This window comes from Nissabacter sp. SGAir0207 (genome assembly GCF_005491205.1).
Lineage (GTDB): Bacteria > Pseudomonadota > Gammaproteobacteria > Enterobacterales > Enterobacteriaceae > Chimaeribacter.
The window spans coordinates 321024-335652 of record NZ_CP028035.1 but is presented as its reverse complement, the minus strand read 5'-3'; the positions used below and the strand labels follow the sequence as shown (position 1 = coordinate 335652).

The 14629-nt window shown below is 53.3% G+C and carries 18 protein-coding genes and 1 rRNA gene; 6 read left to right on the top strand and 13 right to left on the bottom strand.

Annotated elements, in window-relative coordinates; genetic code table 11:
* Position 1: 1 nt before the first annotated feature.
* Positions 2 to 1543, bottom strand: a 16S ribosomal RNA gene (locus C1N62_RS01575).
* Positions 1544 to 2044: 501 nt separating this feature from the next.
* On the opposite strand from C1N62_RS01575, the gene C1N62_RS01570 reads away from it, so the two are divergent.
* Entirely contained in the window at positions 2045 to 2620 is a 576-nt protein-coding gene (locus C1N62_RS01570) for a gamma carbonic anhydrase family protein (RefSeq protein WP_137761978.1), read from the top strand.
* Here C1N62_RS01570 and C1N62_RS01565 read toward each other — a convergent pair.
* The 6 genes from C1N62_RS01565 to dprA are packed head-to-tail and all read right to left on the bottom strand — an operon-like array spanning position 2578 to position 6412.
* A complete protein-coding gene (locus C1N62_RS01565; protein WP_137761977.1) occupies positions 2578 to 2835 on the bottom strand; it encodes a DUF1488 domain-containing protein in 258 nt (85 codons plus the stop codon). The two genes, C1N62_RS01570 and C1N62_RS01565, sit on opposite strands and share 43 nt — an antisense overlap.
* On the bottom strand, positions 2832 to 3650 hold the full coding sequence (gene aroE / locus C1N62_RS01560) for a shikimate dehydrogenase (RefSeq protein WP_137761976.1): 819 nt from the start codon (positions 3648 to 3650) through the stop codon (positions 2832 to 2834). The genes C1N62_RS01565 and aroE overlap by 4 nt, the downstream gene beginning before the upstream one ends.
* 11 nt (positions 3651 to 3661) lie before the next feature.
* Positions 3662 to 4228 carry an L-threonylcarbamoyladenylate synthase type 1 TsaC gene (tsaC, locus tag C1N62_RS01555; protein ID WP_137761975.1) on the bottom strand — a complete coding sequence of 189 codons (567 nt, stop codon included), beginning with the start codon at positions 4226 to 4228 and terminating at the stop codon, positions 3662 to 3664.
* Positions 4221 to 4778 carry a type I DNA topoisomerase gene (locus tag C1N62_RS01550; RefSeq protein WP_137761974.1) on the bottom strand — a complete coding sequence of 186 codons (558 nt, stop codon included), beginning with the start codon at positions 4776 to 4778 and terminating at the stop codon, positions 4221 to 4223. The genes tsaC and C1N62_RS01550 overlap by 8 nt, the downstream gene beginning before the upstream one ends.
* Positions 4779 to 4797: 19 nt before the next feature.
* On the bottom strand, positions 4798 to 5271 hold the full coding sequence (gene smg / locus C1N62_RS01545) for a DUF494 family protein Smg (protein ID WP_137761973.1): 474 nt from the start codon (positions 5269 to 5271) through the stop codon (positions 4798 to 4800).
* Positions 5243 to 6412: a DNA-protecting protein DprA gene (dprA, locus tag C1N62_RS01540; RefSeq protein ID WP_137761972.1), complete on the bottom strand. Its 1170-nt coding sequence runs from the start codon at positions 6410 to 6412 to the stop codon at positions 5243 to 5245. The genes smg and dprA overlap by 29 nt, the downstream gene beginning before the upstream one ends.
* Positions 6413 to 6522: 110 nt before the next feature.
* Here dprA and def point away from each other — a divergent pair, with 110 nt between their 5' ends.
* From def to mscL, 5 genes are all read left to right on the top strand, one after another.
* Positions 6523 to 7035: a peptide deformylase gene (def, locus tag C1N62_RS01535; protein ID WP_137761971.1), complete on the top strand. Its 513-nt coding sequence runs from the start codon at positions 6523 to 6525 to the stop codon at positions 7033 to 7035.
* Positions 7036 to 7059: 24 nt separating this feature from the next.
* Positions 7060 to 8004 (top strand): methionyl-tRNA formyltransferase, encoded by a 945-nt coding sequence (gene fmt / locus C1N62_RS01530; RefSeq protein ID WP_137761970.1) that lies wholly within the window; start codon positions 7060 to 7062, stop codon positions 8002 to 8004.
* A gap of 70 nt (positions 8005 to 8074) precedes the next feature.
* Entirely contained in the window at positions 8075 to 9364 is a 1290-nt protein-coding gene (gene rsmB, locus C1N62_RS01525) for a 16S rRNA (cytosine(967)-C(5))-methyltransferase RsmB (protein ID WP_137761969.1), read from the top strand.
* Between the two features lie 55 nt (positions 9365 to 9419).
* Positions 9420 to 10796: a Trk system potassium transporter TrkA gene (gene trkA, locus C1N62_RS01520; RefSeq protein WP_137761968.1), complete on the top strand. Its 1377-nt coding sequence runs from the start codon at positions 9420 to 9422 to the stop codon at positions 10794 to 10796.
* 121 nt (positions 10797 to 10917) lie between these two features.
* Positions 10918 to 11328: a large-conductance mechanosensitive channel protein MscL gene (gene mscL, locus C1N62_RS01515; RefSeq protein WP_137761967.1), complete on the top strand. Its 411-nt coding sequence runs from the start codon at positions 10918 to 10920 to the stop codon at positions 11326 to 11328.
* A gap of 37 nt (positions 11329 to 11365) precedes the next feature.
* Here mscL and C1N62_RS01510 read toward each other — a convergent pair whose 3' ends face one another.
* The 6 genes from C1N62_RS01510 to rpsK form a co-directional block, all read right to left on the bottom strand.
* Positions 11366 to 11545 (bottom strand): alternative ribosome-rescue factor A, encoded by a 180-nt coding sequence (locus C1N62_RS01510; protein ID WP_137761966.1) that lies wholly within the window; start codon positions 11543 to 11545, stop codon positions 11366 to 11368.
* An 86-nt stretch (positions 11546 to 11631) separates the two neighbouring features.
* Positions 11632 to 12012, bottom strand: coding sequence for a DUF1992 domain-containing protein (locus C1N62_RS01505; RefSeq protein WP_137761965.1), 381 nt, complete (start codon positions 12010 to 12012; stop codon positions 11632 to 11634).
* A gap of 131 nt (positions 12013 to 12143) precedes the next feature.
* Positions 12144 to 12530, bottom strand: coding sequence for a 50S ribosomal protein L17 (gene rplQ, locus C1N62_RS01500; RefSeq protein ID WP_072933440.1), 387 nt, complete (start codon positions 12528 to 12530; stop codon positions 12144 to 12146).
* Between the two features lie 40 nt (positions 12531 to 12570).
* The gene (gene rpoA / locus C1N62_RS01495; protein ID WP_137761964.1) at positions 12571 to 13560 is read right to left on the bottom strand and encodes a DNA-directed RNA polymerase subunit alpha; all 990 of its coding nucleotides are present in this window, start codon (positions 13558 to 13560) and stop codon (positions 12571 to 12573) included.
* A gap of 25 nt (positions 13561 to 13585) precedes the next feature.
* Positions 13586 to 14206 carry a 30S ribosomal protein S4 gene (gene rpsD / locus C1N62_RS01490; protein ID WP_137761963.1) on the bottom strand — a complete coding sequence of 207 codons (621 nt, stop codon included), beginning with the start codon at positions 14204 to 14206 and terminating at the stop codon, positions 13586 to 13588.
* A 30-nt stretch (positions 14207 to 14236) separates the two neighbouring features.
* A complete protein-coding gene (gene rpsK, locus C1N62_RS01485) occupies positions 14237 to 14626 on the bottom strand; it encodes a 30S ribosomal protein S11 (protein WP_004929731.1) in 390 nt (129 codons plus the stop codon).
* Positions 14627 to 14629: the final 3 nt, after the last annotated feature.

Sequence of the window (14629 nt, the reverse complement as noted above, 5' to 3'; positions counted from 1 at the left end):
GTAAGGAGGTGATCCAACCGCAGGTTCCCCTACGGTTACCTTGTTACGACTTCACCCCAGTCATGAATCACAAAGTGGTAAGCGCCCTCCCGAAGGTTAAGCTACCTACTTCTTTTGCAACCCACTCCCATGGTGTGACGGGCGGTGTGTACAAGGCCCGGGAACGTATTCACCGTGGCATTCTGATCCACGATTACTAGCGATTCCGACTTCATGGAGTCGAGTTGCAGACTCCAATCCGGACTACGACGCACTTTATGAGGTCCGCTTGCTCTCGCGAGTTCGCTTCTCTTTGTATGCGCCATTGTAGCACGTGTGTAGCCCTACTCGTAAGGGCCATGATGACTTGACGTCATCCCCACCTTCCTCCGGTTTATCACCGGCAGTCTCCTTTGAGTTCCCGACCGAATCGCTGGCAACAAAGGATAAGGGTTGCGCTCGTTGCGGGACTTAACCCAACATTTCACAACACGAGCTGACGACAGCCATGCAGCACCTGTCTCAGAGTTCCCGAAGGCACCAAGGCATCTCTGCCAAGTTCTCTGGATGTCAAGAGTAGGTAAGGTTCTTCGCGTTGCATCGAATTAAACCACATGCTCCACCGCTTGTGCGGGCCCCCGTCAATTCATTTGAGTTTTAACCTTGCGGCCGTACTCCCCAGGCGGTCGATTTAACGCGTTAGCTCCGGAAGCCACGCCTCAAGGGCACAACCTCCAAATCGACATCGTTTACAGCGTGGACTACCAGGGTATCTAATCCTGTTTGCTCCCCACGCTTTCGCACCTGAGCGTCAGTCTTCGTCCAGGGGGCCGCCTTCGCCACCGGTATTCCTCCAGATCTCTACGCATTTCACCGCTACACCTGGAATTCTACCCCCCTCTACGAGACTCTAGCTTGCCAGTTTCAAATGCAGTTCCCAAGTTAAGCTCGGGGATTTCACATCTGACTTAACAAACCGCCTGCGTGCGCTTTACGCCCAGTAATTCCGATTAACGCTTGCACCCTCCGTATTACCGCGGCTGCTGGCACGGAGTTAGCCGGTGCTTCTTCTGCGAGTAACGTCAATCGGTAAGGTTATTAACCTTACCGCCTTCCTCCTCGCTGAAAGTACTTTACAACCCGAAGGCCTTCTTCATACACGCGGCATGGCTGCATCAGGGTTTCCCCCATTGTGCAATATTCCCCACTGCTGCCTCCCGTAGGAGTCTGGACCGTGTCTCAGTTCCAGTGTGGCTGGTCATCCTCTCAGACCAGCTAGGGATCGTCGCCTAGGTGAGCCATTACCCCACCTACTAGCTAATCCCATCTGGGTTCATCTGATGGCGCGAGGCCCGAAGGTCCCCCGCTTTGGTCTTGCGACGTTATGCGGTATTAGCTACCGTTTCCAGTAGTTATCCCCCTCCATCAGGCAGATCCCCAGACATTACTCACCCGTCCGCCGCTCGCCGGCAAAGTAGCAAGCTACTTTCCGCTGCCGCTCGACTTGCATGTGTTAGGCCTGCCGCCAGCGTTCAATCTGAGCCATGATCAAACTCTTCAATTAAAAGCTTGATGTGCTACACAAGGTAGCGATGCTCAAAGGTTACTGTTTGAATTTTACTTCAGTTAGTCACTCTTCAAGACTTAATATTTTGTGCATCCGAAGATGCTTGATATTGTCTTGTGAGTGCCCACACAGATTGTCTGATAAATTGTTAAAGAGCAGTGAGTTACGCGCTTTCGCTTGCTAACTCGAGGTGGCGTATATTACGCTTCCCTCTTTCAGAGTCAACTTCTTTTTTCAGAAGTTTTTTCTCTTTCGCTCCGGTCGCTCTGTGAAGTGAATCACTTGCGCCGTGTCGATGGAGGCGCATTATAGGGATCTCGTTTTATTGCACAACCCCTTTTTCGATCATTTTGATTCGATCGCACACTTTTCAAGCTTACCGGTTAGATCACATTCGATCGCGACCAATATATCAACGATCCGCGCATTTGGCAGGTTATAATTTAGACCGTATTCCGCTATTCATATAATGAAGTCACACATAAGGATTCTATAAAGATGAAATCCGGCTCTCTGCGCCCATACCACGATCACACCCCTCAACTTGGCCAGCGTGTAATGGTTGACCCCGCCAGTGTCGTGATTGGTGATGTGATGCTGGCTGATGACGTGAGCATCTGGCCCTTGGTTGCCATTCGTGGTGATGTCCATCATGTCCGTATTGGCGCACGCACTAATGTGCAGGACGGCAGTGTGCTGCATGTCACACATAAGTCGAGTTATAACCCCGCAGGTTTTCCGTTATTAATCGGTGAGGATGTGACGGTCGGTCATAAAGCGATGCTGCACGGCTGCACCATCGGCAATCGGGTACTGGTAGGTATGGGATCTATCGTACTGGATGGCGCAGTAATAGAAGATGACGTCATGATAGGTGCGGGCAGTTTGGTGGCGCCAGGGAAACGACTGGTGAGTGGCTACCTTTACCTCGGCAGCCCAGCCAAGCAAATTCGCCCCTTAACGCCGGAAGAGATCGCGGGTTTACTCTACTCAGCGAACAATTATGTGAAATGGAAGGATGAATACCTGAATCAGGAGAGGGTAAACCATCCGCCCTCCCCTTCCCTATCCTGAGCAATCAGCACCTCTGCTTCTTCCTCCAGATCCCAGCGATGCTGCCTGAACAGTGCCAGACACTGTTCAGGGGTATTGGCACCAAAACGTTGCCGCATACTCTCGAAAGGGAGGGCGCAGTGCAGCAGCACCCCACCCACCAGCGCGCGGAAGACCACGCACTGTTTTACATCATCCCAGCGCTCATCGTCAGGAAAGTGAATCGCCTGATTCACGCGGCCATCTCTTTCTTCAGCTGAGCCAGCACCGGCTCAATCTCTGGCATCACGCCATGCCACAATGCGAATGCGTGAGCAGCCTGTCCCACCAGCATTCCCAAACCATCAGCCAACTGTTTGGCTCCATGAGTTTTACCCCATGCCAGGAAAGGGGTCAGCCCCTGCTGATAGAACATGTCATAAAGACGGATGTCAGGTGTCAACACGGCAGAGGGTATAGGAGGAATTTCTCCCTGAATGCCAGTCGCGGTGGCATTGATGATCAGATTGACTGCTGTACGCGTGACATTTTCAAAGGCCTCAGCCCTGATGTTTCCCATATGGCTAAACAGTGACGCCAGCTGTTCCGCTTTGGCTTGGGTACGGTTGGCAATGATGATCTCACACCCATAGGAAAGCAGAGGCAAAATCACGCCTCGCGCTGCGCCGCCCGCGCCCAGTAGCAGAATGCTATCTTCCGGCTGAATCATGCCAAGCCGTTCCAGATCGCTGAGCAGGCCGATGCCGTCGGTATTATCCCCCAGCAAGGAGCCATCGTCCCTCTTCTTAAGCGTATTGACTGCCCCACTCAGGGCCGCCCTTTCACTCAGGTGATCGGCGCGGGCAAAAGCTTGCTCTTTAAAGGGGACGGTGACATTCGCGCCCTGACCGCCCGCAGCAAAAAATGCTTCCAGCGTCGACACAAAGTCATCTAATGGTGCCAGCACCGTACCATACGGATGAGGAATGCCTGTTTGCTGGGCAAACAGGCTATGGATACGCGGCGATTTACTATGGCCAATCGGATTACCGAAAACTGCATAGGTCTCCATCGATATCTCCGTTATGCCAGTCGCACGTAATCACCCGTCAGGGCATCACGGATTTCCGTTGGATTTTTACGTCCGCCGACTTCCCCTACTACAATTGGGAAGTCTGCGCCGAACTGGGCGCTGACCTCGGCGGCTGTCCGGCATGGCGGCAGGCCAGTTAAATTTGCACTGGTAGAGACCAACGGTTTGCCGAACTGCTGACACAGCTCAACCACCAGCGGATGATTGGTCACACGTACGGCCAGCGAGGAGAACCGCCCGGTCAGCCAGTCTGGAGTGCCGGCACGCGCAGGAATTACCCACGTCACAGGGCCTGGCCAGCTCGCAAAAATGGCCTCTTTTTGCTGCTCATTCAGCTGCGCTTCATCCAAATAGGGTGCTAGCTGCGAATAATCCGCGGCGATCAGGATCAACCCTTTCTCTTTTGGTCGCTGCTTTAGCGCCAATAGGGCATTAACAGCCTCTTCACTGTCAGGATCGCAACCCAGGCCAAATACTGCCTCAGTGGGGTAGGCAATGACCTGCTGGCTGTGCAGTGCGTGGAGGATGTGTTCAGAAATGGGGGTTACATCAGGCATCGTCTTCAACTTCTGTAGTGACCGGTTTACCGCAAAGCTTGCTGGCACAGAAACATTTGGTGCCGGCTGCCGTGCGCTTTTCTATTAATAGCGGATAGTGGCACTCGGCACACTCGCCCGCCACAGGTTTATGGTTCAGCGCAAACTGACAAGCTGGATAGCGATCACAGGCGTAAAAAACCTTGCCGTAGCGGGATGTGCGCTGTAACAAGGTCCCCTGTTTGCACTGCGGGCAGACCAGTGCGGTATTATCCGGTTTATCGAGCGCTTCAATATGGGTACATTGCGGATAATCACTGCATCCGATAAACATGCCATAGCGCCCCTGCCGTAAGACCAACGTGGCGTGACATTGCGGACAGAGCTGTCCCTCCAGCACCTTGACGACATGGCCGTCAGCCTGCGCCTTGAGAGGACGGATATATTCACATTCGGGATAGCGGGAGCAGCCAAGAAAAGGGCCGTGGCGTCCACTTCGGATAACCAATTCGGCCCCACACTCCGGACAAGGTTCATTTTGCCTGGCGGCAAAAATCGCGGCTTTAGACATCGTTATTTACTGTTATCGCTTAATGCAGATAACCCTCGTTCACTTCAAACAGCAACTCTTCCATTTGCTGATAAGCACTTTCATAACCGGGAATATTGAACAGTACCATAAGGATGACCCATTTCAGATCTTCCAAATCGAACTCGTCAGTTTCCAACGCCATCACACGATCGATGACCATCTCCCGGGTTTCAAGGTTCAGCACTTGTATCTGCTCCAGGAACAGCAGGAATCCCCGGCAGCTGGCATCAAGGCGAGTTGCCTCTTCATCGGTATAGATGCGTAAAGCAAAAGGATCCGCATCCACCATGAAGGGCGCAGCTTCACCCTCTTGCAAGTCTGCAAGTTTCTCAAGCCACCCCAGAGCGCTATAGATATCTTCCCGATGAAAACCGGCACGGGCAAGATCATCCGTCAGCTTATCCTGGTCGACGTGCATCTCCGCTTCGTTATGTATATAGGTTTCAAATAAGTACATTAGTACGTCGAACATGGCCTGCCCTCCTAATTCGGACATAGCCGCCGGATACAGCTGCGATCCATCCTGCTAACTCCAGATCGAGTAATTTTACCACTACCTCTGGCACAGGTTGGCCGGCACGTTCGGCGACGACGTCAACAGGTGTCACCTCATATCCTACGTTAGCCAACACATCAGCAAATGGCAATTCCGCATCGCTATCTTGTGCACAAATATTCAATTCTTGCTGAGATCCTGTAACAAACACGGGCGTTGGCGCCGCCATTTCAGGATTATCCTCAACCAGCCAGTGCAAGCTACTGCTCAACAGCTCCACAATCTCCTGCGGTTCGGTCACCAGGTTCGCGCCTTGCTGAATGAGCCAATGTGTTCCGCTGCTGGCATCACTTCCCAGTGGCCCCGGCAGGGCGAAGATCTCCCGTCCCTGCTCAAGCGCACAACGGGCAGTGATCAGCGATCCACTACGCTGCGACGCTTCCACCACCAGCACCCCTCGGCTTAGCCCGCTGATAATGCGGTTACGCCGGGGGAAGTGGGCAGGCAAAGGAGCCACGGTGGGCAGAAATTCAGAGACCAGCGCGCCTCCCTGCTCCACAATCTGGGCGCTCAGCCGCTGATGGCATCTGGGGTGGATATGCGCCAGCCCGCAACCCATGACAGCGAGGGTTTTCCCTTCAGCCTGAAGGGCCGCGCGATGGGCGATGCCATCAATCCCCAGCGCCAGCCCGCTGGTGATGGTATAGCCCTGCTGCACCAGACCGCGGGCAAAATAGCTTGCCCAACGCTCCCCATACTCGCTGCACTGTCGGCTACCGACTATCGCCACCTGGGGCGAATGCAGGCTTTGCAGCACGCCGGTAACAAAAAGCACGGGCGGCGGATCGGCGATATGCGCCAACAGCGCTGGGTATTCCGGCTGCCCAAGGGCCACCAACTGATTGCCTGTATGTTCCAGCCATGCCAAGGCCGCAGAAAGGTTGTGCGCCGGTGGATGAAGGAAAGCATGAGCCTGTTCAGCAGAGAGGCCGCACTGCTGTAATAGGCCGAGTGTAATGCGTGAGGCGGCCAGCAGGCTGTGCACCAGCCCAACCTTTTTTCGGCTACGCACCCCTTTCAAGGTGGCCAATCGCAACCATATCTCTTCCTGAGTCATACCGCCTCCTGACTGGGCACATTTCTGTCTCGATGCTGTCAATCAGGCAGGGAAATGTCTAGAATAAAGAGTAATTGTCATCCATCACTCGCACACAGATCGAAATATTTATGTCCGTATTACACGTATTGCATTACCCCGATGAGCGACTGCGCAAAGTCGCGCAGCCAGTAAAAGAAGTGAATGCCGAAATCCAGCGTATCGTGGATGATATGTTCGAAACCATGTACGCAGAGGAAGGGATTGGCCTGGCTGCGACACAAGTGGATATCCACCAGCAGATCATCGTGATCGACGTTTCTGAAAACCGTGACCAGCGTCTGGTGTTGATCAACCCAGAGATGCTGGAGAAAAGTGGCGAAACCGGGATTGAAGAGGGCTGCTTGTCCATCCCTGAGCAGCGGGCGTTTGTGCCGCGTGCCGAAAAAGTGAAAATCCGTGCTCTGGATCGTGACGGCAAAGCGTTTGAGCTTGAAGCTGACGACCTGCTGGCGATTTGTATCCAGCATGAGATGGATCACTTGCTGGGCAAATTGTTTGTGGATTACCTCTCGCCGCTGAAACGTCAGCGTATCCGCCAGAAAGTTGAGAAACTTGCCAAGCTGAACGCGCGCGCCAACTAAGTCTGAAGACAGCAGGAATTGATTGTGTCTGACGCATTACGGATCATTTTTGCCGGTACACCGGATTTTGCAGCGCGTCATCTCGACGCGCTTTTAACATCTCACCATGATGTTGTAGGTGTCTTTACTCAGCCGGATCGTCCGGCCGGCCGAGGCAACAAACTTACCCCTAGCCCTGTTAAAGTGCTGGCTGAAGAGAACCAGATCCCGGTCTTCCAGCCCAAGTCCCTGCGTCCGGCTGAAAGCCAGGCGCTGGTGCAGGCGCTGAACGCCGACATTATGGTTGTCGTGGCCTATGGCCTGATCTTGCCACAGGCGGTGCTGGAGATGCCGAAGCTTGGCTGCATCAATGTGCATGGTTCGCTGCTGCCGCGCTGGCGCGGTGCGGCACCGATTCAACGCTCTCTCTGGGCTGGTGACAGCCAGACGGGCGTCACTATCATGCAGATGGATGTAGGGTTGGATACCGGAGCCATGCTGACCAAGCTGGCCTGTGACATTCAAGCCGATGACACCAGTGCCACACTGTATAACAAGCTGGCGGAACTGGGCCCGCGCGCCATGCTGAATACCCTGTCTGACCTGGCAGCTGGGCTGGCAGAGCCTGAGCAGCAGGATGATGCGCTCGCGACCTATGCGGAAAAACTGAGCAAGGAAGAGGCGCGGCTTGACTGGCAGCTCTCTGCTGCCCAGCTGGAGCGTTGCATCCGCGCCTTTAACCCGTGGCCGGTCAGCTACTTTATGGTCGATGACCAGCCGGTCAAAGTCTGGCAGGCAACAGTCTTACCAAGCCAGAGCGCGGCACCGGGCACCATCGTGGCAGCAGATAAGCAAGGCATCCAGGTTGCCACTGCCGATGGGGTATTGAGCCTTACTCAGCTCCAGCCGGCCGGTAAAAAAGCAATGTCTGCCCAAGACCTGCTAAATTCCCGCCGTGAATGGTTCAGCGTGGGTAAACAACTCAGCTAACCCACCCTATGCGCCCGGCTTCCGCCGGGCCTCTTTCCTTACTGATGCTGGCATTGTCAGCTTTGTAGCTATGAAAAACGCATATAATTTACGCAGCATCGCTGCAAAAGCCATTGGTCAGGTATTGGATCAGGGACAGTCGCTCTCTACTGCCCTTCCTGCTCTCCAGAAGAATATTGCTGACAAAGATAAAGCCCTGTTGCAGGAGCTCTGCTTTGGCACACTGCGGGTTCTGCCACAGCTCGAGTGGTGCATCAAACAGTTGATGGCTCGCCCAATGACCGGCAAACAGCGCCCGCTGCACTACCTCATCATGGTTGGCCTGTATCAGTTGATCTACACCCGTATCCCGGCGCACGCGGTACTGGCAGAAACCGTGGAAGGCGCAGTGGCACTCAAGCGCCCCCAATTGAAGGGGCTGATCAACGGCGTTTTACGGCAGTTTCAACGCCAACAAGATGCGTTGCTTGAACAGGCAGGCCAACAGGAATCGCGCTTCTTGCATCCCTCTTGGTTGTTAGAGCGCATTCGTAAAGCCTACCCGACCGAATGGCAGGCCGTTGCCGATGCCAATAACCAGCGCCCTCCCATGTGGCTGCGGGTTAACCGTCTGCATCATAGTCGCGACCGTTATCTTGAGCTGTTAGCAGAGGCGGGCATCGCTGCCGAGATTGACGATGCCTATCCGGATGCCCTGCGACTGGTGGCTCCATGCCCGGTGACAGACCTGCCAGGTTTCGCTGACGGCTGGGTAACAGTGCAGGATGCTTCCGCCCAAGGTTGCGTCCCGCTTTTGGCACCGCAAAATGGCGAGCGTATTCTGGATCTTTGTGCAGCGCCCGGTGGCAAGACCACACATATTCTGGAGGCGGCACCAGAAGCACAGGTATTGGCGGTGGACATTGATGAGCAGCGGTTAAAGCGGGTGTTGGAAAACCTGCAGCGCCTGCGACTGAATGCGGAAGTCAAACGCGGTGATGGCACCCAGCCTGAACAGTGGGCTGCTGGCCTGAGCTTTGATCGTATCCTGTTAGATGCCCCTTGTTCAGCCACCGGCGTAATCCGTCGCCATCCCGACATCAAGTGGTTGCGTCGCAATAGCGATATTGCTGAATTGGTGGCCGTGCAGAAAGCCATTCTGGAGGCGATTTGGCCCTACCTGAAGTCGGGCGGTGTCTTGCTGTATGCGACCTGCTCTATCCTGCCGGAAGAGAATAGCGAACAGATAGCAGACTTCCTCTCCCGTCATGTAGATGCCACCTTGGTAGAAACCGGCGACAGCTCGCATCCGGGCAAGCAGAATCTGCCGGGGCCTACAGCAGGTGATGGCTTCTTCTACGCTAAACTGACCAAGGCCTGATAGCCGGCCTGGCAGCGTGCACCAGATAAATTTATTGAGTGGATAAGAAACCGCGATGAAGATCATTATTCTTGGGGCTGGTCAGGTGGGTGGAACCCTGGCGGAGAACCTGGTCGGTGAAAACAACGACATTACTGTTGTCGATACCAATGCTGCCCATCTGCGTCAGCTCCAGGATAAATTCGACCTTCGTGTCGTTCAGGGACATGGCTCCCATCCACGTGTGTTGCGGGAAGCGGGTGCTGGTGACGCGGACATGTTGGTGGCTGTCACAAACTCTGATGAAACCAACATGGTGGCATGTCAGATCGCCTACTCCCTGTTTAACACGCCGAATCGGATCGCCCGTATCCGTTCAGCAGATTACATCCGGGAATCGGAAAAGCTGTTCAACGCCGACGCGGTGCCGATCGATCACTTGATCTCGCCTGAGCAACTGGTGATCGATTACATCTATAAATTGATCGAGTATCCGGGCGCGCTTCAGGTTGTGAATTTTGCGGAAGGGAAAGTGAGCATCGCCGCGGTCAAAGCCTATTATGGCGGCCCGCTGGTCGGTAATGCCCTCTCTACCATGCGTGAGCATATGCCGCACATCGACACTCGCGTGGCGGCAATTTTCCGTCAGGATCACCCGATCCGCCCACAAGGCTCGACAATTATTGAAGCTGGCGATGAGGTCTTTTTCGTTGCCGCATCCCAGCACATCCGCGCTGTGATGAGTGAGCTACAGCGGCTGGAAAAACCTTACAAGCGCATCATGATTGTGGGCGGTGGTAACGTCGGGGCCGGTCTGGCGCGTCGATTGGAGAAGAATTACAGCGTCAAACTGATTGAGCGCGATCAGCACCGGGCGGCAGAACTGGCTGAGCTGTTACAGGACACCATCGTATTTTATGGCGACGCTTCTGATCAGGAGCTGCTGGCTGAAGAGCATGTGGAGCAGGTGGATGTCTTTATCGCCATCACCAACGATGATGAAGCCAACATTATGTCCGCAATGCTGGCGAAGAGGATGGGTGCCAAAAAGGCCATGGTGCTGATTCAGCGCCGCGCCTATGTTGATTTAGTCCAAGGTAGCGTAATTGATGTCGCCATCTCCCCCCAACAGGCCACCATCTCTGCCCTACTGGGGCATGTACGCAAAGCGGATATCGTGAGTGTCTCCTCGCTGCGCCGTGGAGTAGCTGAGGCGATTGAAGCCATTGCCCATGGCGATGAGAGCACCTCCAAGGTAGTGGGCCGCCGCGTGGAAGAGATCAAGCTGCCACCTGGCACGACCATCGGGGCGATCGTTCGTGGTGACGAGGTGATCATTGCCAACCGTCAGTCGCGTATAGAGCAAGGTGATCACGTCATCATGTTTATTACCGACAAGAAATTTGTTCCCGATGTCGAACGTCTGTTCCAGCCAAGCCCGTTCTTCCTGTGATCGCCTAAGCGAGTGCTCTAGAAACCAGCAAACCCGACCAAAATAGTCAACTTTGGTAGCAAGATAGCCGTGAATGCGCTTTACTTGTAGTCACTTGAGTTATTTTGGCAAGGAGTGATGTATGAGTTTCTTTAAAGAGTTTCGTGAGTTTGCCATGCGTGGCAATGTGGTGGATTTGGCCGTCGGTGTGATCATTGGTGCCGCATTTGGCAAAATTGTGTCATCGCTGGTTGCTGACATTATCATGCCGCCGCTGGGCCTGTTAATTGGGGGCGTAGATTTTAAGCAGTTTGAGCTCGTCTTGAGGGAAGCTCAGGGCACTGTACCTGCAGTAGTCATGAAGTATGGCGTCTTTATCCAAAACATTTTTGACTTCATCATCATCGCGCTGGCGATTTTCATTGCCATCAAATTGATGAACCGCCTGCGTCGTAAAGAGGAAGAGAAACCTGCGGCAGCACCGAAGCAGAGTGCAGAAGAGAAACTGTTGGTTGAAATTCGCGATTTACTTAAACAGCAGAATACCAAGTAGTCGAATCAAGCTTTGAACAAAGGTCAGTGGTAAAAGTTCAGCGAAAACGCTTACCACTGACCTCCGTGTTTCCGCCCTTAGCGTGCTTGCCCTTACGCTGATAGCTACCCTTCCCTTTTTTGTTCTTTTCTACTCGCTGTCTGAACAGAGTGTCATGAAGCAGCGCGTGCAGCGCATTGTCCTGAATTGTGCCTTTATTGTGTTGATGACGGCTCATCGTAACCTCATTTGAAATGAAAGAAGTGTGGGTGAAAACGAGATAATCATAGACGATCGCTATCAAAATACCATATTCGCTAACGGCTATTTTTTTGCAGAATGTGCGCTCAGTTTCTCACTAATCCGCTGTTGATACTCACCTTTTAAAAAATCAGTGTTGATCCCTGCTTGCTGTAAGCGCAACTCCAGCACCCGTAATTTCTGGCTAATGACATCGTACTGAGGATCCTCTTTATGGATCTCATGCAGCAACGTATCCAACTCCAGCGCCTCTTTGCGTGCTTCGAGTTCCGGTGGTAAATAGCCTGAATTTTTGAGTATTCGATAAGCCACTCGCAGCTCCGCAGGCACGGCACTGGTATCGTCCAGCTCTAGGGGTTTACCGGCACCGGGCAGGCAGTCAAATTCACCCTTGGCTTGAGCTTCCCGGATATGACGTTCAACCATTTCATCGATAAAGAGCATGATGGTATTCCTCAACAGAGGGGAAGGGTATTGGTAAGTGAAGAATAGCAGGAAGGAATGTAAAAAGAGGATACGCAAATTTCAGATATAAAAAAACCGGGCCAGGCCCGGTCTTTTTACGCTCTCACAGATTACTCTGCAACAGCTTCTGCTTTCGATTCTGCACGATCAACGAGCTCGATGTATGCCATCGGCGCATTGTCGCCTGCACGGAAGCCACACTTCAGAATACGAGTGTAACCACCTGCGCGGCTCGCGAAACGCGGGCCCAGTTCGTTAAACAGTTTTGCCACGATCTCGTTATCACGAGTACGGGCGAATGCCAGACGACGGTTAGCAACGCTGTCGGTCTTGGCAAGAGTAATCAGCGGCTCAACAACGCGACGCAGCTCTTTCGCTTTCGGCAGGGTCGTCTTGATGATCTCATGACGAACCAGAGAGCCGGCCATGTTACGGAACATAGCCTGGCGGTGGCTGCTGTTACGGTTCAGTTGACGACCACTCTTACGATGGCGCATGACCTTATCCTTCTCAGTAAAACCTTAACCTGTGATCCGGTTACTCGTCAGCAATGCTTGCCGGCGGCCAGTTTTCCAGGCGCATGCCCAGAGACAGACCACGGGAGGCCAGCACGTCTTTAATCTCAGTAAGAGATTTTTTACCCAGGTTTGGCGTTTTCAGCAACTCAACCTCGGTACGCTGTACCAGATCACCGATGTAGTGGATAGCTTCTGCCTTGAGGCAGTTAGCAGAGCGGACAGTCAATTCCAGATCGTCAACAGGGCGCAGCAGGATCGGATCGAACTCAGGCTTCTCTTCTTTCACTTCCGGCTGACGTACATCACGTAAGTCAACGAAAGCTTCCAGTTGTTCAGCCAAAATGGTCGCCGCACGACGGATCGCCTCTTCAGGATCGATCGTACCGTTGGTTTCCATCTCGATGACCAGCTTATCCAGGTCAGTACGTTGCTCAACACGCGCTGCTTCAACATTGTAGGCGATACGCTCTACAGGGCTGTAGCAGGCGTCAACGAGCAGACGACCGATCGGGCGCTCATCTTCTTCCGAATGAATTCGGGCAGACGCCGGCACATATCCACGGCCACGCTGAACCTTGATACGCATGCTGATAGCAGCGTTCTCATCGGTCAGATGACAGATAATATGTTGCGGCTTGACGATTTCGACATCACCATCATGGGTGATGTCGGCTGCAGTCACAGGGCCAATGCCAGATTTATTCAGGGTAAGAATAACTTCATCTTTGCCTTGAACTCTCACCGCCAGCCCTTTCAGGTTGAGCAGGATCTCCAGGATATCTTCCTGTACGCCTTCTTTGGTGCTGTACTCATGTAGTACACCATCAATCTCAACCTCGGTCACCGCGCAACCCGGCATGGATGAAAGCAGAATACGGCGCAGTGCGTTGCCAAGAGTATGGCCAAAGCCACGCTCTAACGGCTCAAGGGTCACCTTGGCGTGCGTCGAACTGACTTGCTCGATATCTACCAGGCGCGGTTTTAGAAACTCTGTCACAGAACCCTGCATTGTGTCCTCTCTTTGGTACTAAGCTTTACTTGGAGTAAAGCTCGACGATCAGGTGTTCGTTAATGTCCGCAGACAGATCGGTACGTTCAGGAATACGCTTGAACACACCTTCCATCTTAGCAGCATCAACTTCCAGCCAAGTTGGCTTTTCACGCTGCTCAGCCAGCTCCAAAGCGGCCTTAACGCGAGATTGCTTTTTAGCTTTCTCACGGATGCTGACTACGTCATTCGGAGATACCTGATAAGAAGCGATGTTAACAACGCGACCATTGACCATGATGGCTTTATGGCTTACCAGCTGGCGTGCTTCAGCGCGGGTAGCACCAAAGCCCATACGGTAAACAACGTTGTCCAGACGACCTTCCAGCAGTTGCAACAGGTTTTCACCGGTGTTGCCTTTCAGACGTGCTGCTTCTTTATAATAGTTACGGAACTGACGCTCCAGCACGCCATACATACGGCGAACTTTCTGCTTTTCACGCAACTGCACACCGTAGTCAGACAGACGCGGTTTACGCGCACCATGCTGACCAGGAGCTTGTTCAATCTTACACTTGGAATCGATCGCGCGAACGCCAGACTTAAGGAACAGGTCTGTGCCCTCACGACGGCTCAGCTTGAGCTTAGGACCCAAATATCTTGCCATTTTCTTTCTCCAACAATCCTAAAAGCAGCGTTATACGCGACGCTTTTTCGGCGGACGACAACCGTTATGAGGGATCGGAGTCACATCAGTAATATTAGTGATGCGGAAACCAGCCGCGTTCAGAGCGCGGATAGTAGACTCACGGCCCGGACCAGGTCCTTTAACCATAACTTCCAGGTTCTTAATACCGTATTCTTTCACTGCATCAGCGCAGCGCTCTGCCGCAACCTGAGCTGCGAACGGAGTGGACTTACGAGAACCACGGAAACCGGAACCACCAGCTGTTGCCCAACCCAAAGCATTACCCTGACGATCAGTAATGGTAACAATGGTGTTGTTGAAAGAAGCATGGATATGAGCCACGCCGTCAGAGACTTGTTTTCTTACACGCTTACGTGTACGAACAGGTGCCTTTGCCATTAT